Annotated in this window: 18 protein-coding genes, 1 tRNA gene and 2 pseudogenes; 13 read left to right on the plus strand and 8 right to left on the minus strand. The window is 47.4% G+C overall.

Translation table 11 applies throughout. From position 1 onward, the window contains the following. Window positions 1–43 precede the first annotated feature (43 nt). Window positions 44–5,850, plus strand: a pseudogene (locus tag ACM1PF_RS19480) (AAA family ATPase). A 195-nt stretch (window positions 5,851–6,045) separates the two neighbouring features. Here the strand turns inward: ACM1PF_RS19480 and ACM1PF_RS19485 are convergent. From ACM1PF_RS19485 to ACM1PF_RS19495, 3 genes are all read right to left on the minus strand, one after another. Further along, window positions 6,046–6,110: transfer RNA gene (locus ACM1PF_RS19485), tRNA-Thr, on the minus strand. A 302-nt stretch (window positions 6,111–6,412) separates the two neighbouring features. Continuing rightward, window positions 6,413–7,309: a formylglycine-generating enzyme family protein gene (locus tag ACM1PF_RS19490; protein ID WP_416666315.1), complete on the minus strand. Its 897-nt coding sequence runs from the start codon at window positions 7,307–7,309 to the stop codon at window positions 6,413–6,415. A gap of 127 nt (window positions 7,310–7,436) precedes the next feature. Further along, a complete protein-coding gene (locus ACM1PF_RS19495) occupies window positions 7,437–7,994 on the minus strand; it encodes a transposase (protein ID WP_416666316.1) in 558 nt (185 codons plus the stop codon). Between the two features lie 69 nt (window positions 7,995–8,063). Between ACM1PF_RS19495 and ACM1PF_RS19500 the strand changes: the two genes are divergently transcribed. Then, window positions 8,064–9,224, plus strand: a complete 1,161-nt coding sequence (locus ACM1PF_RS19500) for a transposase (RefSeq protein WP_416666136.1) — start codon at window positions 8,064–8,066, stop codon at window positions 9,222–9,224. Here ACM1PF_RS19500 and ACM1PF_RS19505 read toward each other — a convergent pair. After that, window positions 9,193–9,849: a helix-turn-helix domain-containing protein gene (locus ACM1PF_RS19505; protein WP_416666317.1), complete on the minus strand. Its 657-nt coding sequence runs from the start codon at window positions 9,847–9,849 to the stop codon at window positions 9,193–9,195. The two genes, ACM1PF_RS19500 and ACM1PF_RS19505, sit on opposite strands and share 32 nt — an antisense overlap. A gap of 197 nt (window positions 9,850–10,046) precedes the next feature. Between ACM1PF_RS19505 and ACM1PF_RS19510 the strand changes: the two genes are divergently transcribed. From ACM1PF_RS19510 to xisF, 5 genes are all read left to right on the plus strand, one after another. Next, window positions 10,047–10,238, plus strand: a complete 192-nt coding sequence (locus ACM1PF_RS19510; protein ID WP_416666318.1) for a hypothetical protein — start codon at window positions 10,047–10,049, stop codon at window positions 10,236–10,238. A 24-nt stretch (window positions 10,239–10,262) separates the two neighbouring features. After that, window positions 10,263–11,021 (plus strand): hypothetical protein, encoded by a 759-nt coding sequence (locus tag ACM1PF_RS19515; RefSeq protein WP_416666319.1) that lies wholly within the window; start codon window positions 10,263–10,265, stop codon window positions 11,019–11,021. Between the two features lie 387 nt (window positions 11,022–11,408). Continuing rightward, window positions 11,409–11,780: a recombinase family protein gene (locus ACM1PF_RS19520; protein ID WP_416666320.1), complete on the plus strand. Its 372-nt coding sequence runs from the start codon at window positions 11,409–11,411 to the stop codon at window positions 11,778–11,780. Window positions 11,781–11,801: 21 nt separating this feature from the next. Next, complete coding sequence (locus ACM1PF_RS19525; protein WP_416666321.1) at window positions 11,802–12,971, plus strand: IS630 family transposase; 1,170 nt, start codon at window positions 11,802–11,804, stop codon at window positions 12,969–12,971. 277 nt (window positions 12,972–13,248) lie between these two features. After that, window positions 13,249–14,808, plus strand: a complete 1,560-nt coding sequence (gene xisF, locus ACM1PF_RS19530) for a fdxN element excision recombinase XisF (RefSeq protein WP_416666322.1) — start codon at window positions 13,249–13,251, stop codon at window positions 14,806–14,808. A gap of 205 nt (window positions 14,809–15,013) precedes the next feature. Here the strand turns inward: xisF and ACM1PF_RS19535 are convergent, their stop codons facing one another. Next, window positions 15,014–15,580 carry an IS630 family transposase gene (locus tag ACM1PF_RS19535; RefSeq protein ID WP_416666323.1) on the minus strand — a complete coding sequence of 189 codons (567 nt, stop codon included), beginning with the start codon at window positions 15,578–15,580 and terminating at the stop codon, window positions 15,014–15,016. Continuing rightward, window positions 15,568–15,960 carry a helix-turn-helix domain-containing protein gene (locus tag ACM1PF_RS19540; protein WP_416666324.1) on the minus strand — a complete coding sequence of 131 codons (393 nt, stop codon included), beginning with the start codon at window positions 15,958–15,960 and terminating at the stop codon, window positions 15,568–15,570. The genes ACM1PF_RS19535 and ACM1PF_RS19540 overlap by 13 nt, the downstream gene beginning before the upstream one ends. A gap of 635 nt (window positions 15,961–16,595) precedes the next feature. Here ACM1PF_RS19540 and ACM1PF_RS19545 point away from each other — a divergent pair. From ACM1PF_RS19545 to ACM1PF_RS19570, 6 genes and pseudogenes are all read left to right on the plus strand, one after another. Further along, window positions 16,596–17,299, plus strand: a protein-coding gene (locus tag ACM1PF_RS19545; protein ID WP_416666325.1) for an IS1 family transposase whose coding sequence is annotated in 2 segments (ribosomal slippage) — window positions 16,596–16,931 and window positions 16,934–17,299 — 702 coding nt in all. Because the reading frame shifts where the segments join, the coding sequence is not laid out codon by codon here. Window positions 17,300–17,620: 321 nt separating this feature from the next. Next, window positions 17,621–18,781, plus strand: a complete 1,161-nt coding sequence (locus ACM1PF_RS19550) for a transposase (protein WP_416666136.1) — start codon at window positions 17,621–17,623, stop codon at window positions 18,779–18,781. A gap of 34 nt (window positions 18,782–18,815) precedes the next feature. Then, window positions 18,816–18,977, plus strand: a complete 162-nt coding sequence (locus ACM1PF_RS19555) for a hypothetical protein (protein WP_416666326.1) — start codon at window positions 18,816–18,818, stop codon at window positions 18,975–18,977. A gap of 151 nt (window positions 18,978–19,128) precedes the next feature. Beyond that, window positions 19,129–19,563: a hypothetical protein gene (locus tag ACM1PF_RS19560; RefSeq protein ID WP_416666327.1), complete on the plus strand. Its 435-nt coding sequence runs from the start codon at window positions 19,129–19,131 to the stop codon at window positions 19,561–19,563. Between the two features lie 27 nt (window positions 19,564–19,590). Beyond that, window positions 19,591–21,924, plus strand: coding sequence for a tetratricopeptide repeat protein (locus ACM1PF_RS19565; protein ID WP_416666328.1), 2,334 nt, complete (start codon window positions 19,591–19,593; stop codon window positions 21,922–21,924). A 148-nt stretch (window positions 21,925–22,072) separates the two neighbouring features. Beyond that, window positions 22,073–23,022 (plus strand): annotated as a pseudogene (locus tag ACM1PF_RS19570) (IS1595 family transposase). Between the two features lie 74 nt (window positions 23,023–23,096). On the opposite strand, the gene ACM1PF_RS19575 reads toward ACM1PF_RS19570, so the two are convergent. Together ACM1PF_RS19575 and ACM1PF_RS19580 are read right to left on the minus strand one after the other, a co-directional pair. Beyond that, a complete protein-coding gene (locus ACM1PF_RS19575; protein ID WP_416666329.1) occupies window positions 23,097–24,269 on the minus strand; it encodes a helicase-related protein in 1,173 nt (390 codons plus the stop codon). Beyond that, window positions 24,238–24,941 (minus strand): IS1 family transposase gene (locus ACM1PF_RS19580; protein ID WP_416665731.1). Its coding sequence is split into 2 segments (ribosomal slippage): window positions 24,238–24,603 and window positions 24,606–24,941, totalling 702 coding nucleotides; the frame shifts between segments, so codons are not numbered across the junction. The genes ACM1PF_RS19575 and ACM1PF_RS19580 overlap by 32 nt, the downstream gene beginning before the upstream one ends.

Genomic DNA, 24,941 nt, shown 5'->3' on the forward strand with positions numbered 1-24,941 from the left:
GGGGGACTTTATTACTCCAGGATAATTCACTCATTTAAGATCTATGGCACGCCCAACTACCGCACTTCCCTCGGCACCTGAAATTTCTGGTTATACCGTCGTTGAGCAGCTATATTCGGGTTCTCGAACGGCTGTTTATCGAGCAGTACAAACAGATTCCCAGCGTTCGGTAGTAGTGATTAAGGTGTTGCAGCGTGACTATCCCAGCTTTGGAGAACTGGTGCAGTTTCGTAATCAGTTCACCATTGCTAGAACTCTCTCTATCCCTGGAATTGTCCATCCCCTGAGTCTCGAACCCGTGGGGAGTAGCTATGCTTTGGTGATGGAAGATGTTGAGGGCATTTCTCTCGGGCAATACATTCAGCAACGGCCCTTAGACCTGACCGATGTATTGACGATCGCACTCCAACTTGCCGACATTCTCCATGACCTGGGCCAACATCGGGTGGTGCATAAGGACATCAAACCCGCCAACATTTTGATTCATCCAGAATCGAAACAGGTGAAGCTGATCGACTTTAGTATCGCTTCACTCCTGCCCAAGGAAACCCAGGAGATCCAGAGTCTTAACGTTATGGAAGGGACGCTGTCTTACCTGGCTCCAGAGCAAACGGGCCGGATGAATCGCGGCATTGATTACCGGGCTGACTTTTACGCCCTGGGGGTGACGCTGTACCAACTGTTGAGTGGAACCTTGCCCTTTGTCTCAAATGATCCCCTGGAGTTAATGCATTGTCACATTGCCAAAGTCCCTGTGCCGGTCAATCAGGTGAAGCCTGGCATACCTGCAATGGTGGCAGCGATCGTTAACAAACTGATGGCAAAGAATGCTGAACACCGCTACCAGAGTGCGATGGGACTCAAACACGATTTGGAACAGTGTTTGACGCAGTGGAAGATCACGGGTGAAATTCCAGAGTTTGAACTGGGACAGCGAGACTTGAGCGATCGCTTCCTAATTCCTGAAAAGCTCTATGGTCGGCATTTTGAAGTTGAAACGCTCCTAAACGCCTTCGATCGGGTTGCAGCGGGTGCATCGGAGTTAATGCTGGTGGCTGGCTTCTCTGGGATTGGCAAAACGGCAGTTGTAAATGAAGTGCATAAGCCCATCGTGCGGCAACGCGGTTACTTCATCAAAGGTAAGTTTGATCAGTTCAATCGCAATATTCCCCTTTCAGCCTTTGTCCAGGCATTACGCGACTTAATGCGGCAACTGCTTGCGGAATCTGATGCGCAACTGGCCCACTGGCAAGCCAAAATTCTGGCGGCGGTGGGAGAACATGGGCAAATTCTGATGGATGTGATTCCCGAACTGGAGCAAATTATCGGTCAACAGCCTGCTGTCGAAGAATTATCGGGCAATGCCGCCCAGAATCGCTTCAATTTACTGTTCCAAAAGTTTGTTGAGGTGTTTACGATGGCAGAACATCCACTGGTGATCTTTGTGGATGACTTGCAGTGGGCAGACCTGGCTTCGCTGCAGTTGATCAAACTATTGATGGCGGACAATGGTTATCTGCTGGTATTGGGAGCCTATCGAGACAATGAAGTCACCCCAGCGCACCCCTTGACGGTGACCATCGAAGAACTCAAGCAATCCCAGGCGATCGTCCACACGATAAGGCTGTCTCCGCTCACATTGGATGACACCAATCATCTGATTGCCGATACATTAAAGTGTTCAAGAGAACTGGCCCAACCACTGACTGAATTAGTCGATCGCAAGACGCAAGGAAATCCTTTTTTCACGACGCAGTTTCTCAAAGCGTTGCACGAGAATGGGCAGATTTTCTTCGACCATACATACTGCCACTGGAACTGTGATATTGCCCAGGTTAAGGCACTGGCACTCACCGATGATGTGGTGGAGTTTATGGCGTTGCAGTTGCAGAAACTATCCCTCGAAACGCAACAGGTGCTCAAATTAGCGGCTTGTGTGGGAAATCAATTTGATCTGGCAACCCTGGCGATCGTCTCTGAACAATCTCAAACGGATACAGCAAACGCATTGTGGAAAGCATTGCAGGAAGGATTGATTCTGCCAACAAGCCAGGACTATAAGTTTTTTCAAGGTATAGAACCGTCTAAAACCGAGGAGACTGTTAACTCAACCTATCGATTTTTGCACGATCGCGTTCAACAATCGGCCTATTCCTTGATTCCCGAAACGGACAAAGCATCGATTCATTACCGCATTGGTCAGTTACTCCTGAACAACTGTTCCACCTTCACTCAAAAAGAACGAATTTTTGAAATTGTTGGTCAATTAAATCTAGGCAGTCACCTGATGACTGACTGGAATGAACGGATCGATCTAGCGCGATTGAATTTGTTAGCAGGGCAAAAAGCCATTCAGGCAACCGCCTACAGTGCGGCTCTGGTGTACTTAAATCAGGGCATAGGCTTGCTGCCAGATCATGCCTGGAGCCATCACTATGCCATAACGCTGGAACTGCATCACCATCGCCTGGATGCAGCATACTTGAATGGTAAATTTGAGGAGCTTGAAGTCTGGGAAGAATGCATTTTACAACAGGCAACCTCTGTTCTCGATTGCGTTAAAGTTTACGAAACCCGAATCATGGCCCTGCGGCCCAGGGACAGTTTCTCAAAGTCCTGGAAACGGGATTACAAGTACTCCAGCAATTGGGAACTGAGTTGCCGCTTCAGCCTACTTCTGCCGATGTGATGGCTGCCTACGCTCACCTACAGCAGGTTTTGCAAGGAAGTGCTCCTGAAGTGTTTTTGGAACTACCTGCGATGGAGGATCCAAAGCTTCTGGCTACTATGCAAATCCTGACTAAACTTGTTGCCTCTGCTTACATTGCAACACCGCAATTGGTTCCCTTATTGATCTTTAAGCAGGTAGAACTTTCAATTCAGCATGGAAATTCTCCAACTTCAATTTTTTCCTACGCTGATTATGGTTTTATTCTATGCGGAATCATGGGTGATATTCCGACAGGCTATGAATTCGGCAAACTCTCCCTGGCATTATTGGAAAAACTGCAAATTCATTCATTCAAAAGCAGAGCATACCTGATTGTTAATAGTTTTATTCGTCATTGGCGGCAGCCGCTGCAACAGTCCATTCCACTTTTGCTAGAAGGATATCGCAGTGGTTTAGAAAGTGGCGATTGGGAATGTGTGGCACTGAATTTGCTAACCTATATCCAGTATCAGTATTGTGCCGGTCGAGAACTCAAAGGTTTGGCCGAGGAGCTAGAAACTTATCGGCCGGTAATTGAGCAGGTGAAACAGCAAGCGACTTTAAAATCCTTTGACAGTTACTTACAAGCCATTCTCAATTTATTGGGTCATGCCGAAATTCCGCACCGCTTGCAAGGCAAAGTGTTTGATTTGGATCAGTCTATTCCTGCTTTCCAGGCTAGCAATGATCAAACGGGACTGTTTCACACTTATCTGAATCAAACATTACTCTACTATCTGTTTGATCAAACGGCACAAGCTGCCCAGTCATCGGCCCTTTTAGATCAATATACCAATGCGGCCTGTGATTTCTTTTTGGTGCCAATCTATAGTTTCTATGATGCGCTAATTCAAATTAGATGCTACCCAGAGGCACCGATCGATCAACAAAAGCTGATTCTAGAGCGTGTTTCAGCCCATCAAGCACAACTGCGGAATTGGGCAACTTATGCCCCCTTTAACCACCAGCAGCGCTGGCAATTGGTGGCTGCCGAGCAATATCGGGTGTTGCAGCAAAAGGCTGAGGCGATCGAACACTATGATTTGGCGATCGCCACTGCGACAGACAATGGTTTTGTCCAGGAAGCAGCCCTCGCCAATGAACTGGCTGCCAGGTTTTATCTGGAGTGGGGTAAAAAGCGACTGGCTCAGGAATATATGCTCGAAGCTTACTACGGTTATGCGCGCTGGGGGGCAAAGGCAAAAGCTCAAGATCTGGAATCCCGCTACGCTGCTCTACTCGCACCCATTTTGGAGCAGCAACGCCCAACCCTGTCGGTGACTGAAACCGTTTTTGCCTCCACCTCCCTGGTGACGACTCAGGCTTCTAACACTCATTCCTCCAGTTCGGGTAGCACCAGCATCTCAGATACCCTCGACCTGGCCACCGTCCTGAAAGCTTCACAATCGCTGTCTAGCGAAATTCAACGCGATAAATTGCTGGCAACTATCCTGTCCACCGTGCTGGAAAATGCTGGAGCAGACAAGGGCGTATTGCTAATGCCTCGTGAAACCCAATGGTTTGTGGAAGCTGTGGCTAACCTCGAGCAGCCCACCCAGGTACAGTCGATCGCGCTACCCGATAGCTCAGACCTTCCCCACTGCTTGATTAACACCGTCCGGCGGAGTCGGCGACCTGTGGTGATCATGGATGCGGCTGTTCATCCTACCCTGACTGCTAATGCCTATGTTCGGCAACAGCAACCCAAGAGCGTCCTATGCACACCGATTCTTCACCAGGGTAAACTCGTGGCGATTTTGTACCTGGAGAACCATGCTGCAACAGGGGTTTTTACCCACGATCGCGTGGAATTGTTGAATGTCCTTTGCGCTCAGGTTGCCATCTCCCTGGAAAATGCGCGTCTCTATCAGCGATCTCAAGAGGCTCAGCAACTGCTCCAACTTGTATTTAACACCTTACCCCAGAGGGTGTTCTGGAAAGATCGAGATTCCCGATTTTTGGGCTGCAACAGCCAATTTCTTGAGGATGTTGGTTTCGCTGACCTCGACCAGTTGGTGGGCAAGAGCGATTTTGAGCTGCCGTGGAAAGCCAGTGCAGAACAGTATCGTGCTGATGATTTAAATGTGATGGAGAATGAAATTTCTCGCGTCAATTTTGAAGAATCGATGGTGAAAGACGATAGCACCCTTCTGTGGTTGAGAACCAGTAAAATTCCCCTGCGCAATTCCCAGGGAGAGGTGATTGGGGTGTTTGGTTCCTACGAAGATATCACGCCTCTAAAGGCAGTAGAGGAACAGTTGAGGCAACAAAAGCAAGATTTGGAAATTGCCCTGAGTCAACTCCAGAAAACTCAACTGCAAATGGTGCAAAGCGAAAAGATGGCCTCGCTGGGCAACCTGGTGGCTGGGGTCGCTCATGAAATCAATAATCCCGTCGGCTTCCTCAATGGCAGTATCGACAATGCCAGAACCTATGTGGAGGATCTCCTCAGCCATCTGACGCTTTATCAGCAATACTGTCCTGATGTGCCGCCGGTTCAGGATCATGCTGAAGACATTGACCTGGAATTTTTGAACGAAGACCTGCCCAAGTTGTTGAACTCCATGCAACGGGCAACCGATCGCATTAAATCGATCAGTAATAGCCTCCGGATTTTCTCCCGTGCTGATACAGAATACAAAGTGAGTGCTGACCTACACGAAGGGATTGGCAGTGCTCTGCTGATTCTCAAATATCGACTCAAAGCAAATCAACATCGTCCTGCCATTGAGGTCATCCAGGACTATGGTGAACTGCCCGCGATCCAATGCTTCCCAGGGCAGCTCAACCAGGTCTTTATGAACATTCTGGCGAATGCAATTGATATGTTTGATGAAATGACGCAACAGACCTCCTTTGCTGACCTGGAAGCGCATCCTCAGATCATTACGATTCAAACAATACTGTTACCTGAGCAAAATCGGGTGGAAATTCGCATTCGAGACAATGGCAAGGGGATGACAGAAGAGGTGAAGTCCAGGATTTTTGACCACTTATTTACCACGAAAGGGGTCGGCAGAGGAACAGGATTAGGACTGGCGATCGCCCGTCAAATTGTCGCTGAGAAACATAGTGGAGATCTGGAAGTCCGATCGGAACTGGAACAGGGAACTGAATTCTGTATTCGATTACCGCTCTAGTCAGAACCTCTTCTATCGAGTGGTAGTGTCACGTCGGTGGGCGATTTTCCCTGGTCGTCCCAAATGCGATCGTCGGTAATGGCATCGGTAATGGCATTGTCCTGTGACTGCCCAATCCTTCCAAGCTTTAACCCATCTGGCTGCAACGGCTGTAACTACTCCAGCTGCACGAAAGTATCTACACATTAAAAAAGCTGGTGACAGGACTCGAACCTGCGACCGGCTGATTACAAATCAGCTACTCTTGTTTACCAGAAGTATTGGCTATAATGCTTTTCAGAGATCGTCTCAAGTTGGGGTTCAAGATTTTATCTCAAACTTTATCTCAATCACGAAAAATTGGGTAAGTTTCGGTATTGTCAAGGAACTTTGACAACTCTTGTTGCTATCTCCAGCCAACTCAATCTTCAACTGTCCTAAATTCCTCTAGCTCAGATTGACCCCTTTTGAGGCGATCGCCCAATCCGTGCTTGTTTTGCTTTGTAAATCTAGACTGAAAAATTTTGATCGGCTCGCTCCGCTCGCCAGAAGAGGGAAAGAGGGAAAAAAAGAAGAGGGATACTTAGAGTCCTCGAACCTCGCAAACAACTCGGAAACCAATAATGTTGTAGCGGCTGCCGGGATAGTAGTAGCGACACGCGGAACGGCAATTCCTCGGCCTGTAGTTCCAGGAACCGCCGCGATGAACTCGGCTCGCTTCATCCTCCTCCGTTAACCAGGCACTTCCATCCGTAGGTGCTCCTTCATAGTTGTCGTGCCAGTGATCCTGGCACCATTCCCACACATTGCCGTGCATGTCACACAGTCCGAAGGAGTTTGCCAGGGGATCGAAGTAATTCACTGGAGTCGTCGTTTCTCTATACTCCCCTTTTGGTCCTCTACCATAGTTGCCAGGATACTCACCAGGGTCATCTTCATCATCCTGACCTCGATAGTTAGCCAGAGCAGTCGTAGTGGTTTCGCCGAAGTGGAAAGGGGTTTCAGTTCCAGCGCGGCAGGCATATTCCCATTCCGCTTCAGTGGGGAGGCGATAGGTGTGTCCAGTTAGACGAGAAAGCCGATCGCAAAACTCTACTGCCTCATACCAGGACACATTTTCAACAGGGCGATTCTCGTTCCGAGAGGCTTCGCCAGCGTCTCCCTTAAAGTCAGAGGGATCAGGATCGAGGTCTTGTTTCACCTTCAGGTCTGTGCGAGTGGCAATGGTACGCCACTGGGCCTGGGTAATGGGATATCGTCCCATTAGAAAAGTAGAGACAGTGACTTGGTGCTGCGGTCCCTCGTCGTCCCAGCGTCCCAGTTCGTCCTCTGGGGAACCCATTGTGAAGGTATCGCCAGGAATCAACATCAGGTCGAGTTGAATCGCAGGTTCGGTAAAGCACTGCGATCGACGCGGCTTTCGTATAATGCGAATGGTTTCCTGGGTGGCTGCCTCTGTCGTTGGAGTGAATTCTGCCATAAACAACTAAGAATCAGGTGAGCCAGACGACGGTTCGAGCAGTTGCCTACTAAGCCCTCTGGCTCTGTTTGCTTTTTGGATGCCGAAGCATCGCCGGAACAGGTCTGGACTCTTCCCTAGTGCAACTTCAGGAGACCTTTTTTGCAAGGGGTTCTAGCAAGGGACATTCAAACCAGTCACACACTCTGGTCTTTAATTCCTGTACACTCAATTTCTGTTGCGGTTCTACAATTGCTCGTTTTGCATGTATCCACTTCGGTTCAATCGCATTCAACCAGGGACTCTTTACTGGTAACTGACACACGATCAATCGCACTCCCTTTCCAGTTTGTTTGACTTGTGCATTATGTTGTTTAATCCATTGCTGGACTTGTTTAGAGACATGCCAGCTCGCATTGTCCCAGACCAACGGCATGACTCGTTTTCCCATCTCGCTCACTTGAGCCGTGACCCACTCTAAAAATTGACAGGTGATCTCACTGACCGGGCGCTGCTCGACAAAACGCAATAACATTTGTGCCTCTGCTCTCAAGTAAATGCCATAACAAGCAATTGCCTTCGGCTCAGTTTCAGCTTTGTCAGCTGTCTTCTCCACCAACTGCAATGGCTGACCCTCCTCACTCCAACTGTGCATCATTGGATCACGCAGCCGACTCCACCACACCTCGTCGAGAAATCCTACCACCCAATCTCAGTAGATCGCAAATTCTCTAGGAAAGGGGTAGGGTCAGGCTAAACGCATTAAAACAAAGCCATGACGATCTACCCAAGTTCATTATCGCCTGCTCCAGCTTTGACGGATGAAGCGACGTTGGAGGTAGCCCTCGACTGCCTATTGGAACACTTATCCCTGGACATGCAAGGTGGATACACACTCCAAGATCTGTTTGAGATTTTGCTACGGGCCGCCAGTCGCAGCGATAGCATTGAACACACAACACAACGATTGGAGGGCGTACCCAGTGGCAATGGCATTCGCTATCATCTCGATAAGTTAGACGATATCACAACTCTGGAATCTCAACTCAATGCCGCTCTGCAAAGCCGCATCCCCCCAAAAATTCGTAAGGGCAAGCATCGTATTGCCATTGACCTCCATCTGATTCCCTATTACGGCAGTGTGAACGTCGCCACTGAGCCTTACATCTACCGCTCTCAAGCTAAGGCAGGCACGACTTCGTTCTTTGCCTATGCCACCGTCTATGTGATTTGTCGTAACAAACGGGTTACTTTGGGTATTCATGCCGTGCATCGGCATGAAACATTGGTTGCAACCATCACTTATTTATTAGCCATGCTGACTCCCTTACGAGTCCGCGTCAAACGGCTTTATCTTGACCGTGGGTTCTATAGTGTACCAGTCATTCGTTGGCTCAAAGCTCTCAATATTCCGTTTCTCATGCCTGCGGTAATTCGAGGCAAACGTGGAGGTACTCGCCAGTTGTTGATTGGGCGCAAAAGTTATGCCACCCGTTATACCCTCAACAGCCCTCAATATGGTTCAGTTACCTGTCAGATGCGGGTGATTTGCAGCTATTACAAAGGGTTCAAAGGGAAACATGGTATCCAATACACCCTATACGTGCTGCATCGTGTGAGGGTTGCTTTGGAGCAGATGCATCAGCATTACAAAGACCGTTTCGGTATCGAGACCAGCTACAGGATGAAAAATGGGTGCCGTATCCGCACCACGAGCAAGAATCCAGTCACCCGTTTGCTGTTTGTGGCTCTGGCGTTTATTTTGGTCAATCTCTGGGTGTATTTGCTCTGGTTCTTTGTGAGCCGTACTCAACGAGGAGGACGGGTCGTTTACCGAGAACTCTTTAGTCTCAAGACCATGTTGGAGTTTCTCTCTCAGGCTGTCGAGCGACATTTCCCAGTCATCACAGCCATCTATTTACCCTCTCTAGAATGAATTTGCGATCTACTGAATCTGGGTTTTGCTCACTCATCTGGATCAAGCGGTCGCGTTGCCGCTTTTTTAGCTCATACTGCTCATCGGGAGAAACAATCCAGGCTTTAGCTCGACGCCAGCTAATCCCCATTGCTTTGAGTGCTTCCTCAATCGTGGTACGGCTCACCTGATGCTCGGTGAGACCTTGCTCATGAGCCACCTCTGCTAGCAAGTCCAACGTCCAGGTGGAACGAGATTTGCCATAGTGCCGAGGATTGGCATGCAGCAACTGATGTAACTGAGCACGCTTGTCCTGATCAAAGATGGGTTTGACCGTTTTAGGGCGACTCGATTGGGCTTGCAAACAAGCTAATCCCTGCTGATGGAAGGCACGTATGGTATTGCGAACAGTCTGAACACTGCAACCGACCGCAGCAGCAATTTCTCTGGCTTGAGTTCCTCGGGCACTGGCAAGCAGAATTTGGCAACGGCGTAGGGTAAAGGCATTTTTAGATCGCAATCCCTGTTCGAGGGCTGTTTGCTCAGTCTCACTCAAGGGACGCACGTATAGGGGGGGAAGCATCAGGACAATCAGCAAATTAAAAGTTGTTAATCCTAGCGTAACTTCTGCTCTCACCAATTGCACAATAGCTTCGGTGAAGTCACACTAGTCAGCAAAGTGACGGATGTGACGGGACAATTCCACCCCTTCCAAGTAAAAAAGTTGTTCAAACAGACAATCTCACTTTGCAATCCGAAGAATATGGGAGCGATGCAGATTCAACCGTCACATTAGTAAAAGTGCCACAATTCGGGGGTTCGGAGAGTGAAGGAGAATCATTCATGACGAATGATTTATCCGTCACCTCCATCGCATCGCAATCAATTCAAGTTGGCTCGTTGGTGCGTAAACGGGGTAAGCGGGGCTGGAAGGGAACTGTATTGGATATTCAGGAGGAATGGGTTTCCGTGCGATGGGTTCTTGACAAACACCCAGAGCGCCTTCAAATAGCTAGTTTAGAGCTTTTTGAATAGTTAAAAGATGTTTGGAGATCGCTCATGCTCGTGAAAGCCGTCCGAATTGTCCCACCTGTGCCTACAGACAGTATCCCCGAACCTTGGGCAATGGTAGTGCGATCGCTCGACCAATCTCCCCCATTGTTACCACTCCTCGTATTCCTTCCTTGTCTACCTCAATCTGCCTCGCCCATCAATCCAGACTTGTTGCACTTATTGCAAATGCGATTAGATATGTCGGAGGCAGATTGGCGAATTGCTCTGTACTGGGTTGTCAAGAAGAAATGGAACCCTCGATTAAAAGTTCCAATCGTTCGTACGTTAGTGGCTCTATTCGAGCCTTGGGCTGAGTTGCTGTTTCGGCAGCTAGAGTTATGTGAGGCTTGCTATGATGCTCTGCCATCTGTAAACACCCGCTATCACCACGCCGCTCATTGGTATGGGCAGATCATTCAAGAGGCAAAACGGTTGGAGGCGAAGATCATTCTAGATAACGAAGGAGGTGGCAAAACTCCAATCGTCAAAGAACGATATGCCATTATCGCTGCCTTCAAGGATCTGCAAAATCCAGTCAGCTTATCAACCTCACCACATTTACATTGTCTGATCGAAACTGCTTTGAGGTTGGAGCGGTGCGATCGATTCCATCAGCAGTATTGGAAGCCTTTCCTGAGTGCCTGTAGCCGCTGGACACAGGCAACTGACCAAAAGACTTGCCAGGAGATCTATATTGAAGGCGATCGCATTGTTTGCCAGTCAGGACAGGGTAGAGCGAAGTTAGTTTTATTTAGGCTTACATAAAACCATTTTTCTGTAACTCAGATAGGGCAAGCCTTTCAAGCTTTAATCCGAAAAACAGTAATGACAGCTAAATCATGCCAGTTTGGATACAGATAGTTCATGCCGTAAACCCGAATCAAACCAAACTAATTTGCTCAATTAATGTGAGTGAATTCAGCAGTTCTGATCTAAACTGGAAGCCAATCTTTCTAATTTATTTTTTCTTGAATTCTCATATTTCTGTCAAGAAGAAAACCAATTTTGAGTAGATTTGTGCATAGGCTTTCCAGGTTGCGTATGCACAAAATTGTGATAATATTTTAGATATTATTCAATGTTTTTGTGCAAATCTCTGGTTTATGAAATGAACTATTTAAAACTCAATGAATCAGAGAAAGGTTGCTAAAAATGAGTTCAGAGAAGAAAATAGTTGGCTATGCCAGAGTTCAGAAGACGGCAGATTCAAATGATCTGAGTCAGCAGGTCAAGCTGCTCAAGGAAGCAGGTGCAACTGAGATCATGTTTGACATTACTTCAGCAGGACAGCCTGATCGTCCTCAGTTCAACAAGCTTTTAGAAATGCTTAAACAATCTGAGGTGAAAGAGATTATTGTCACCGACACTAGCCGATTGAGCCGTTCCTTGAGCGTTTTGAAGAATTTTCTGAATTACCTTGAATCATCCAAAACAAGCTTTCGAGTATTGGGGCAAGGTAAACGTATGACTGTACATCAAACTAAGTTTTTGATGAATGTACTGGAAGTTCTTCTGGCTTGCTAGTGTGACTTCACCGAAGCTATTGTGCAATTGGTGAGAGCAGAAGTTACGCTAGGATTAACAACTTTTAATTTGCTGATTGTCCTGATGCTTCCCCCCCTATACGTGCGTCCCTTGAGTGAGACTGAGCAAACAGCCCTCGAACAGGGATTGCGATCTAAAAATGCCTTTACCCTACGCCGTTGCCAAATTCTGCTTGCCAGTGCCCGAGGAACTCAAGCCAGAGAAATTGCTGCTGCGGTCGGTTGCAGTGTTCAGACTGTTCGCAATACCATACGTGCCTTCCATCAGCAGGGATTAGCTTGTTTGCAAGCCCAATCGAGTCGCCCTAAAACGGTCAAACCCATCTTTGATCAGGACAAGCGTGCTCAGTTACATCAGTTGCTGCATGCCAATCCTCGGCACTATGGCAAATCTCGTTCCACCTGGACGTTGGACTTGCTAGCAGAGGTGGCTCATGAGCAAGGTCTCACCGAGCATCAGGTGAGCCGTACCACGATTGAGGAAGCACTCAAAGCAATGGGGATTAGCTGGCGTCGAGCTAAAGCCTGGATTGTTTCTCCCGATGAGCAGTATGAGCTAAAAAAGCGGCAACGCGACCGCTTGATCCAGATGAGTGAGCAAAACCCAGATTGGGTGGTAGGATTTCTCGACGAGGTGTGGTGGAGTCGGCTGCGTGATCCAATGATGCACAGTTGGAGTGAGGAGGGTCAGCCATTGCAGTTGGTGGAGAAGACAGCTGACAAAGCTGAAACTGAGCCGAAGGCAATTGCTTGTTATGGCATTTACTTGAGAGCAGAGGCACAAATGTTATTGCGTTTTGTCGAGCAGCGCCCGGTCAGTGAGATCACCTGTCAATTTTTAGAGTGGGTCACGGCTCAAGTGAGCGAGATGGGAAAACGAGTCATGCCGTTGGTCTGGGACAATGCGAGCTGGCATGTCTCTAAACAAGTCCAGCAATGGATTAAACAACATAATGCACAAGTCAAACAAACTGGAAAGGGAGTGCGATTGATCGTGTGTCAGTTACCAGTAAAGAGTCCCTGGTTGAATGCGATTGAACCGAAGTGGATACATGCAAAACGAGCAATTGTAGAACCGCAACAGAAATTGAGTGTACAGGAATTAAAGACCAGAGTGTGTGGCTGGTTTGAATGTCCCTTGCTAGAACCCCTTGCAAAAAAGGTCTCCTGAAGTTGCACTAGGAATCTTTAGATTTGCCATTCGCATACGTGGAAAATTAGGTTGATCCAGTATAGAGCCGAAACGAATCATTGGTTATTCAAGAGTTTCTTCAAGAGAACAAGTGCTTAATTCTTGCGAACCAGAATGGCAAGTTGATTCTCTACAGACTGATGCAAAGAAAACTGATTCCTTGCTTGGCTGCGACGTGAGTACAAAAACAATCACTCCAATTTTTAAGCACGAAAGGGCGTGATGAATAGAGAAGAACGTACAAGGTTTATCAAGTATGAAGCTAAACAGAATTATTGGTTACGCAAGAGTCTCTACAAGAGAGCAGGCGATCGACTCTCGCGCATTGGAACAACAAATTGATCGCCTGAAAGCTGCTGGAGCTACTGACATTTTGTACGATGTTGACTCTGGCACAAAAGACAATCGCCCTAATTTCCAAAAGTTGAAGGGCATGATTGAACGGGTAGAGATCGACGAAGTAATTGTCACTCGAATCGATCGCCCTACCCGATCTCTCATCACATTGCGAGACTTCATCCGACATTTTGAAGGATCTGGGGTTAACTTTCGGATTCTTGATCAGCAAATTGACCTCAGCACTGCTCAAGGTAAGCTCATGGTCAATATTCTCGGCTCTCTAGCTGAGTGGGAAGTTGATCTGTTGTCTGAACGGGTTCGACATGGTAAAGAGCACAGTCGTAAGAATTTAGAAGCTCCCCAATCTTACCCGTGGGGATACTTACCCGTGGATCACAAGTTTAAGCTTGATCAGACCCCTTTCCTTTGCCTGTTAAGCGATCGCCCTGATAACTATCAACAACTTTCTGCTGAAGAAGATATCTCTCAGTTACCCAGCATTACTGTTGCTGACCTTGCGAAAGACTGTATTTTGATCTTCTTTGAGCAGAAAGGAGTCACCAGGGCGTTGAAGGCGATCTTTGCTAAATACGGCATTGCTAAAACACAGGCGAAACGCAACAGCTTTGATCGCATATTTCACTGGACAACGAGGGGGTTTGCCTTATGGTTGACCAATCCGGTTCTGGCAGGTCATACCGCTTACTGCAAGGATGACCGGGCTAACAAGAAAACGACGCTGAAAGATCCAAAAGATTGGCGAATGGCGTACAACACTCATCCTGATGAGCGGTTGGTCACGGATGAGGAGCAGGCGGAAATCAAGCAGATTATTGCCTCGAACATGAGAATGGGAAGCGGAGCATTTGGCGTTACCTCTCCCACAACAACACAGTCCGAAACTTACCGAAAATACGCCTATCAATCCGGGCTGGTTTACTGTGCTGAATGTGGTTCTCGATGTACTACTAAAGCGAGTACCAACGCTGGAGAGCTAGCGTACTATGGCTGCCGTTACGCCAAGATGGGGTGTGGGAATCATCGAGGCATTAGAAAGCAGAAAATTGAGCAGGGGTTAATCAGAAATCTGGTTGAGCAGGCTCAGATTCTTACCCAACAAGGTACGAAGATTGATCAGACTGAAGCGCAAACTCCACCTAAATCCCTTCGCTTGATCGAATTGGAGCAACAGCTAGAGGCTATCAGCCAGTTTCCTGGCTTTCGGATTGAGGTAGAGCAGTTGAAGGAGTCTCTATATCGCCAGATTGAGGAAGAGAAGAACCCCTTTGCTGCTGGTTCATTTGATGATCGCACCGTAGAAGAACTGATTTGTGCTGGTAACAATCTAGCAATTTGGCAGCACCTATCGAACGATGACAAGGTTCAGATTTACCAGAAGCTAATCCGCAAAGTTTTCATTCGGAATGGTGAAGTTGAATCTGTTCTGTTTAACCTATCCAATTCAACCCCAAACTAACAATCATGGACATCCGGGAAGTCTTCTCACTCTACAAATTGCGGCATGAAATTGCAACGCAAGCTGTATTGAAAATATGGCAGCCAGAACCACCAGAGCCAATGCAGTGCCCTCGCTGTAAATGCCAGCAATTTTCAACCCGTCGAGTTGTTCGGGGAGTTCAGTATTATCGCTGTCACCAGTGTAATTACAGCGGATTCGGGGTTTATGAGGTACAGTAGCAGCAATGTGTAAACCAATTTTTGAGGTGTTCAGGATTCATTAACTCAAGTGCTATTCCGATTAAACCATCCACACCAGATGCAGTAGTTGGAGAAAATAGTCTCAGGAATGCTTTCAATTGTGACCACCAATGCTCAATGGGATTAAATTCAGGAGAATAGGGCGACAAATACAAAACACTGGCACCTACTGATTCAATTAAAGGCTCGATTGCTTCAACTTTATGAGCAGGCAAATTATCCATCACCACTACTGCACCCTCCCATAACTGCGGCAGCAGGAAATGCTCGATAAAAACTTTGAAGGCATCGCCATTGACTGAACCATCTAGTGTCATGAGAGCCAACACCTGCTTGCAACTGATGCCCCCAATCACACTCACCTTTTCACCTCGATAGTAGGGCTTAAAGTCATACGCTCTATCGCCTCGATTGCTTCTAGCATGGGTACGGGTCAACCCGAGTAGAACTCCCATCTCGTCTAGAAACACCAGGTTCTCTACCTCGATGGGTTTGACCTTCTCCCAATACTCTACTCTCAGCTTTTGCACCCGCTCTGTGTTCGCTTGAGTGCTGCGTAAGGTCTTTTTTTTCGCGTGAGTTGTTGTTTTTGCAAGGCACAGCACATGACACTGCGACAGACCCAAACGTTGTATTGCTCTCCAAAATACTCGCAATATTCTGCTAAAGTTGCGTCAGGATGGCTTTGTACCATTGCAGTTAATTCGCTACCGTACTCATCTAACTGTCCCTTCATTGTTCCACCTTGCTTCTTGGGTGCCAAGTGTCCCTGAGTTTTCTTAAGGAGGAGCAGCTTTTGGACATAGCTTTTCGCAACGCCAAACTGAGTGGCTACTTTTCTAATTGAAGTATCGCCTCTCTCATAAGCATTAACTATTTTTTCTCTCAAATCAACGGAGTAGGCTTTCATCGGGATTCTTGATACCTCTAATCTCCTTTTAAGTGTACCTCATATACCTCGAAAGTGCTGTATCACTTCAAGGAGCCGCTTGCAGTTGACTGCAACTGCCCTATGCCTGGTAGTCAACCTAAATGCCAGACTTGCCCCAGTTACAACGCATTCATGGTACAACTCACGAAGCAATTGGATGCCCTGAAGGGACTAGATCTAGAGGAGCTACAATCTCTCCTGGCAAACGGGAGTTCGATATTTCTTGGATAAATCTGGCGGTGTAATTAAGTTTGGAGAGGGCGATCGCTTTTGGTGTTGCGGCATTAGGGGCGATCGCCTCTCTCACATTTTCCTTCCTGCTAAAAGCAATCTTCGGGAACGGCAAAAACTACGCCTAGTTCGCTCCCAATCAGGTTAGTTTGAGCTTCAAGTTTGACGTGGACGACCTTCATGGGTACGTCACCATCAGGATTACGCACAGTGATGCTAGTGCCCATTGGGGGCAAATTAGGGAGAGTGAGGATTGATTGATCCAACCCACAGTAGGATCGAACATCCCGCTTATACTCTTCAACCCCTTGTTCTGCCTGTTCAAGCACCCAGCAGGGAATTAGGGCGTTGCATAATTGAAAGATGATTTAGGGTAATCTGCAATGCAATGTCCAGAGTGTGGGGCTACTCATATCCGTAAAAACGGTAAGAGGAAAGGTAAGCAAAATCACATTTGTGTCGCTTGTGGTCGTCAGTTCATTGATACCTACGACCCGCATCGAGGGTACTCAGACGAGTTCAGACGCGAATGCATCAAGATGTATCTCAACGGCTCTGGGTTTCGAGCGATCGAACGGGTCAAAGGAGTACACCATACCACGGTCATTACCTGGGTGCAGCAGGTCGCAATGCGCCTGCCGGACGCCTATGCACCGGAAACGCCCCCCGAAGTTGGAGAACTCGACGAATTGGAAACCTTTGTCGGCTCAAAAAAAACAAGATTTGGCTATGGACAGCCGTTGACCACTTCAAAAAGGGAATTTTAGGCTGGGTTCTGGGTGACCATAGTGCTGAAACCTTTGTCCCACTCTGGCAGACTGTGGCGGACTGGAACTGCTATTTCTACGTCACTGATGGGTGGTCGGTGTATCCCGGCTTCATTCCCGATGGCGATCAGATTGTCAGCAAAACGTATATGACTCGAGTTGAAAGTGAGAACACTCGCTTGCGGCACTATCTGGCTCGACTGCATCGCAAAACGCTGTGCTACTCCAAAGCCGTAGAAATGCTGGCTCACTCTATTCGGTTGTTACTTCACTACCTCAGGTTTGACGATGTTCCAGTTCCTCCGAGGTTCATCTCTTGATTCAGCAACGCCGGAATTAGAACACGAAGATAAACTGGAATCATATTTTCCTCTTGCGAATTAATTAACTTAGATGGTGATACGGGTACGGTTGCTCAAATTTTATTGGCTGTGGGTACGTGAAGTATTATACAGTACGTACCATTATCAGATTCATGCCGCTATTAGCGTTAATGACGTACCTCTGGGGGTAAGATGACTACGTGGAGTAAGCGATCGTTGCGTCCTGTGCCAACTCGAAAGAAAAAATACACAACCTCAGTAGATCGCAAATTCTCTAGGAAAGGGGTAGGGTCAGGCTAAACGCATTAAAACAAAGCCATGACGATCTACCCAAGTTCATTATCGCCTGCTCCAGCTTTGACGGATGAAGCGACGTTGGAGGTAGCCCTCGACTGCCTATTGGAACACTTATCCCTGGACATGCAAGGTGGATACACACTCCAAGATCTGTTTGAGATTTTGCTACGGGCCGCCAGTCGCAGCGATAGCATTGAACACACAACACAACGATTGGAGGGCGTACCCAGTGGCAATGGCATTCGCTATCATCTCGATAAGTTAGACGATATCACAACTCTGGAATCTCAACTCAATGCCGCTCTGCAAAGCCGCATCCCCCCAAAAATTCGTAAGGGCAAGCATCGTATTGCCATTGACCTCCATCTGATTCCCTATTACGGCAGTGTGAACGTCGCCACTGAGCCTTACATCTACCGCTCTCAAGCTAAGGCAGGCACGACTTCGTTCTTTGCCTATGCCACCGTCTATGTGATTTGTCGTAACAAACGGGTTACTTTGGGTATTCATGCCGTGCATCGGCATGAAACATTGGTTGCAACCATCACTTATTTATTAGCCATGCTGACTCCCTTACGAGTCCGCGTCAAACGGCTTTATCTTGACCGTGGGTTCTATAGTGTACCAGTCATTCGTTGGCTCAAAGCTCTCAATATTCCGTTTCTCATGCCTGCGGTAATTCGAGGCAAACGTGGAGGTACTCGCCAGTTGTTGATTGGGCGCAAAAGTTATGCCACCCGTTATACCCTCAACAGCCCTCAATATGGTTCAGTTACCTGTCAGATGCGGGTGATTTGCAGCTATTACAAAGGGTTCAAAGGGAAACATGGTATCCAATACACCCTATACGTGCTGCATCGTGTGAGGGTTGCTTTGGAGCAGATGCATCAGCATTACAAAGACCGTTTCGGTATCGAGACCAGCTACAGGATGAAAAATGGGTGCCGTATCCGCACCACGAGCAAGAATCCAGTCACCCGTTTGCTGTTTGTGGCTCTGGCGTTTATTTTGGTCAATCTCTGGGTGTATTTGCTCTGGTTCTTTGTGAGCCGTACTCAACGAGGAGGACGGGTCGTTTACCGAGAACTCTTTAGTCTCAAGACCATGTTGGAGTTTCTCTCTCAGGCTGTCGAGCGACATTTCCCAGTCATCACAGCCATCTATTTACCCTCTCTAGAATGAATTTGCGATCTACTGAACCTACATCATTCCGGCTTTGGCAGAGAAGATTAGTCAGTTGGCCAAGGCTGAGAGGCGGACAGACTCTCAGATGATCGCTAATTTGGTTGAGGATGGGTTAATTGCTCGTGGTTTAGTGACCCGTGAGGAGATAGAGCGATTAACTGAGGAATTCAAACAGGGAGATGAGGAGGACTGATCCTGGGGTGGATAGATGGATTCGTATGGCAATCTTTAATCCTTACCCTTGAATTTGGTGATGATTTACAAATATTCCTTGGTTCCACAGGTCAAAAGGGCGAACTAAAATAGAGTCAACAAATAATAAAAACCTTTTAATCTGAACAATTATGGAACTGACGACGCTAACCGCAGGGGCGATCGCCACTCTCGCTTTTCAGAAGTTCCTGGATGCAGGAGCAGGCAAGTTGGCTGAGAAGTTTACCGAGGCTGCGATCGTCAAGATGGATGACCTTCGTAAGCAGATTTGGGCAAAGCTCCGAGGTAGACCGCGCGTGGAAGAGGTGAAGGCGATCGTCGAACAAAAATCTCAGATAACGCAGGAGCAGGTCAATCAGCTTGCAGCATATTTACAAGTGGCGATGGATGATGACCCTCAGTTTGCCAGGGAGATTCAGATGATTGCCCACGAAATTACGTTAATGCAGGTTGAAGACAACAGCAATATGACACAGATCAACTATGGGGGAACGAACTACCAGACGAGAACGGGTGCTGTCAATACCAATTTCTTTGGTGGCAGCCACTATCACGGTCAGAAATAGTCGTCAAATTAGCTCTTACTAGCTCCTATGAGCCAAATCAACTACGACGGCACAAACTATCAGGTCAATCCTGGCGAGAATAATACCAACATCTTCTATCCTGAACCGGACGTGCCAACAGTTGGCATTCCACAGAATTTACCACGTACCCACGTCAAAGCATTTGTGGGTCGATCGCAGGAACTCACTCAACTACATGAACAGTTGCAGCAGTCGAATTGTTTAGCGATCGCATCGATTGCCGGAATGGGGGGAATTGGCAAGACAGAACTAGCATTGCAGTATGCACTGCACCATTTGCAGCAGGCGACTTATCCGGGTGGGTTTTGCTGGTTGCGGGCGCGTGAGTCGGAGGTAGGAACTCAGATTGTCAATTTTGCCCGTAGTCGATTGGGGTTAAAGTTGCCAGAGGACTTGGATTTGGATAATCAGATCGGCTTTTGCTGGCAGCACTGGCGAGAGGGGGAGGTGCTGCTGATTTTAGATGACGTTACTGATTACTCTTTGGTCAAACCCTATTTGCCTTCAGATTCGCGCTTCAAGATTTTGCTTACGACACGCTTACAGTTGGGGCAGTCATTCCAGCAGATGGAAATCAAAGTTTTAGATGAAGCGGCTGCATTAGAACTGTTGAAATCCCTCACCGATGCAGACCGAATTGAGGGGCAACTTGAAGCTACGAAGTATTTATGTCAATGGTTAGGGTATTTGCCGCTAGCATTAGAACTGGTAGGGCGGTATCTAGCACAGAAGCCTGACCTTACTCTGGCAGAAATGCAGCGTCGCTTGGAGGCAAAACGATTAGATGCCAATGCGTTGCGGCAGATAGAAGATAGCATGACTGCTCAGTTGGGAGTTGCAGCCGCATTTGAGTTAAGTTGGCAAGAGTTAGATGCAGTGGCTCAGGAAGCCTGCTATTTGCTCAGTTTGTTTGCATTAGCTCCTATTCAATGGCAATGGGTCGAACAGTGTTTTCCCGAACGCGACCCTGAAGATTTGGAAGACCTCCGTGATCGACAGCTAATCCGGTTGAGCCTGCTGCAACGATCAGACGAACAAACCTATCTGCTACATCAACTAATTCGTGAGTTCTTTCGGGCAAAATCGATTACCGAACCTAATACCAAACAGATTAATTTATTGAAGCAATCCGTTTGCCATACTGTATCCAAAATTGCACGGTCGATTCCTCTTACTTCAACTCGGAAGGGAATTGAAATTCTTGATTCAATCATGCATCATTTAGAGAACGTAGCGCACAACCTAACTGATTTTATTGATAATAATAATTTAATTGAGTTGTTTGAGGCAATTACCCGTTTCTATGAGGGGCAGCTAGCTTACCCGAAGGCGAGGCTTTGGTTGATTAAATGCTTAAAAGTAGTTGCCAGTCGCTTTGGTCATAGAACTTCTTATGTAGCCACTACTCTCAACAGCCTGGCTTTTGTTTATCGTAGTCAGGGGAAATATAGAAAAGCTGAAATACTTTATCTACGAGCATTATCTATTTGGCAGGAAAAATTAGATATCAGCAGTCCATATATTGCCATCGGTTTTAACAATTTAGCGGTTATCTACCGTGACCAGGGATATTACGACAAAGCAGAGTTTTTTTACTTAAAGGCTTTGTCTAGTTGGGAGAAGCAATTAGAGCCAGATGATCCACAAATTGCTATTTGTTTAAGAAATATAGCAACACTCTACTGTGACCAAAAACGTTATATCGAGGTAGAACCTTTATATCAACGGGCAATTACGATTTGGAGAGAACATTTAGGACAAGATGGTCAAGCCACGATAGATATTCTTAATGACGTAGCAAATTTATACAGCAATCAAGGACGCTATGAGGAAGCAGAACAACTTTTAGACTATTGCTGCTACCTGATAGTTGAGGTTTTAGGAGTAGAAAATATTAACGGAACTCGAATCTTTGATAGTTTGGGACAACTATATGAACGGCAAGAACGATACGAAGAGGCAGAAGATTCTTATCAGAAAGCACTGCATGTTAAAAAGATGCTTTTAGTAGGCGATCACCCTGAACTCTCAAAATCTCTTAACAATCTTGCAGTTTTATATATGAAGCAAGAACGCTACGAGGAGGCAGAGCCTCTCCTAAAAGAGTCAATATCAATCCATGAGCGAATCTTTCTAAACGGCAATCCAGATATAACCGTTCCTCTAATCAATTTGGCTTCAATCTATTGCCTTCAAAATCGCTACTGCGAAGCAGAAATGCTTTTGATGCAAGCCTTGAAGGTTTGTGAGCATCAATTGAACACAGATCATCCTAAAATAATCCTGACGCGATCAAAGTTGCAAGCATTGCGGAAGACTATAGAAGAACATGGGGAGTAATAGGATGAGAAGGGGCAAGCACCAGAATAGTGGTTAAGCATTATTCCAAACAATTTATATTCATAAGGCTCAATAGGTGTTTCAGGGAGATGGAGGTGTAGGGGAAGCTGCTGTTAGGATAGCAGAAGCATTGTAGGGGTTAGGTGCGATGAGTATCAACTTGAGTACTCTGATTGACGATGCCAAATGCTATCAACTGATTCGCCAAACTCGTTGGACTGAAGGGGTGAGATGCCCTCGCTGTCAGAGTGAGCAGGTGGTCAAAAATGGCCGCGATGAAACTCAACCTCAGCGACAACGTTACTGCTGCAAATCCTGTAAAGCCCATTTCGACGACCTGAGCGATACGATTTTTGCAGGGCATCATCAACCCTTGCAAAAGTGGATTGGCTGCTTGTATTTGATGGGACTGAACCTATCGAGTGAACAAATTGCCACCGAGTTAGCCCTGGACAAGGACGATATTTACCAGATGACGATGCAACTGCGTCAAGGCATTGTGGACAACAAGCCGGAGGTGCACTTAAGTGGAGAGGTCGAATTCGACGAAGTGTATCTGACAGCGGGGCATAAAGGCCAACCCCATGAAGTCAAAAAAAGGGGCGCAAAGGACGGCGCCATAAGCTCAAAGGGATTCGGGGACGGGGGACGCTTGCCCAAGAAAAGCCGCCGATTTTCGGCATGATCCAACGTCACGGCTTGGTGGTGATTCGGATGCTGGAAAATGTCCAGCAAGAGACGATTAAACCCCTCATCCAAGCAACGGTCGCTCCTGGAAGCCAGATTTATACAGATGAGTATGGCATTTACAATGGGTTGACATGCTGGGGCTATGAGCATAAAACCGTGTGTCATGGGAGTGGGGAGTATGCCCGCGATGAGGATGGCGATGGATTCTATGAAATCCATGTCAACACAATGGAAGGGTTTTGGTCGTTGCTGCGTTCATGGTTACGACCTCATCGAGGGATTTCTCAAGAGAAGTTGCCGGTGTACCTGGGCTTTTTTGAAGTGGTTCACAATGCACGTAAAAGAGGCAGAGCTTTAATTTCCACTCTCCTGGAAATCCTGCTGCCTATCTCCCCGAAACAGCTATAGAGCCATTCATAAAACATCTGGAATAATGTCAAATCAATAATTGAAGGCTCAAAAATTGTTGGTGAGGTTTTGGCTCACCAGCCTTGTAGAAGATGTTGTCGGCGATCGCTCGCACTCAACACAGTCGCGCAAGATTCCCACGGCACCTTTTTGACCTGGTGATATTTGAACTCGAAGGGGTGCTTTTGCGGGACAGCGTTGATGGTTTGCTTCGCTTCCTCAATTTTGCCCAGTGCGACCTGAACCCATACATCCTCTAGAACATCGGGGATTTGTCCGAAGAGTTGGTGGATGGCTTCGAGGCGATCGCTCAGTAAATCATGTACCCGGTCTTCCACTGACCCTTTGTAGCGCATGTTGTAGATGCGGACGACATCTCGAAGTTGTCCAATCCGTTGAATTCGCCCTTTGCGCTGTTCCAGGCGGGTTGGGTTCCAGGGAAGGTCAAGGTTGATCAGGGTGCCTAGACGTTGAAGGTTGAGTCCTTCACTAGCGGCATCGGTACCTAAGAGCAAGCGAATTTCACCGTCTCGAACACTCTTCTTCAGGCTTTCGCGCTCCTTTTTAACGAAAACGCCGTCCGTGAGGGTGCCTGACTTTTGCCCACCCGCATAAATGGCAATCACCTCCCCTTTTGGTAAATCACGAGAGAGTTGATCTGCTAGCCATCGGATGGAATCGAAATACTGGGAGAAGATAATACAGCCCTCGTTAAGCCAGCCCTCCTCCACCAATAACCGTCGAACGACCTCATATTTAGGGTCATCTTCCTGGTTTGCTTCTAACCTGTCTAAAAATTGCTCCAACAAATCACGCTCGGACGGGGTTAGAGACTTGGGCTTTTCTTCTGGTGTCGCCTCGTCGTCTTCCTCCTCAATGTCTTCCCATGCTCCCAGCATATTTTTGGCAGTGTTCATGCCTGCACAGATGGTGCTACCAACACGACGAAGCAGCAGGGTTTTGAGGAAGCCCGACCCTTTTATGCGTTGTCCCAGAAGTTCGCAGAATTCCTCAGCGACCTCGTATGCATCCTTCAGGTAAGGTGGTAGTTGAACCGCGTCGCGATCGCTCTCTCCATACAGGTCTACCTTGACGGGCTTCAGATACCGTTCCCCGGTTTCGGGGTCAATCTCGTTCTCAAGAAATTCACGGGTACGACGAACGATGTGGCGGATGAAGGGGTTATGGTGCTGAGCAAAATCTGGCGTTGCTGAATCAAGAGATGAACCTCGGAGGAACTGGAACATCGTCAAACCTGAGGTAGTGAAGTAACAACCGAATAGAGTGAGCCAGCATTTCTACGGCTTTGGAGTAGCACAGCGTTTTGCGATGCAGTCGAGCCAGATAGTGCCGCAAGCGAGTGTTCTCACTTTCAACTCGAGTCATATACGTTTTGCTGACAATCTGATCGCCATCGGGAATGAAGCCGGGATACACCGACCACCCATCAGTGACGTAGAAATAGCAGTTCCAGTCCGCCACAGTCTGCCAGAGTGGGACAAAGGTTTCAGCACTATGGTCACCCAGAACCCAGCCTAAAATTCCCTTTTTGAAGTGGTCAACGGCTGTCCATAGCCAAATCTTGTTTTTTTTGAGCCGACAAAGGTTTCCAATTCGTCGAGTTCTCCAACTTCGGGGGGCGTTTCCGGTGCATAGGCGTCCGGCAGGCGCGTTGCGACCTGCTGCACCCAGGTAATGACCGTGGTATGGTGTACTCCTTTGACCCGTTCGATCGCTCGAAACCCAGAGCCGTTGAGATACATCTTGATGCATTCGCGTCTGAACTCGTCTGAGTACCCTCGATGCGGGTCGTAGGTATCAATGAACTGACGACCACAAGCGACACAAATGTGATTTTGCTTACCTTTCCTCTTACCGTTTTTACGGATATGAGTAGCCCCACACTCTGGACATTGCAT

It is taken from the genome of Egbenema bharatensis FJBBOT/2019, from assembly GCF_048077055.1.
Classification (GTDB): Bacteria; Cyanobacteriota; Cyanobacteriia; order Elainellales; family Elainellaceae; genus Egbenema; species Egbenema bharatensis.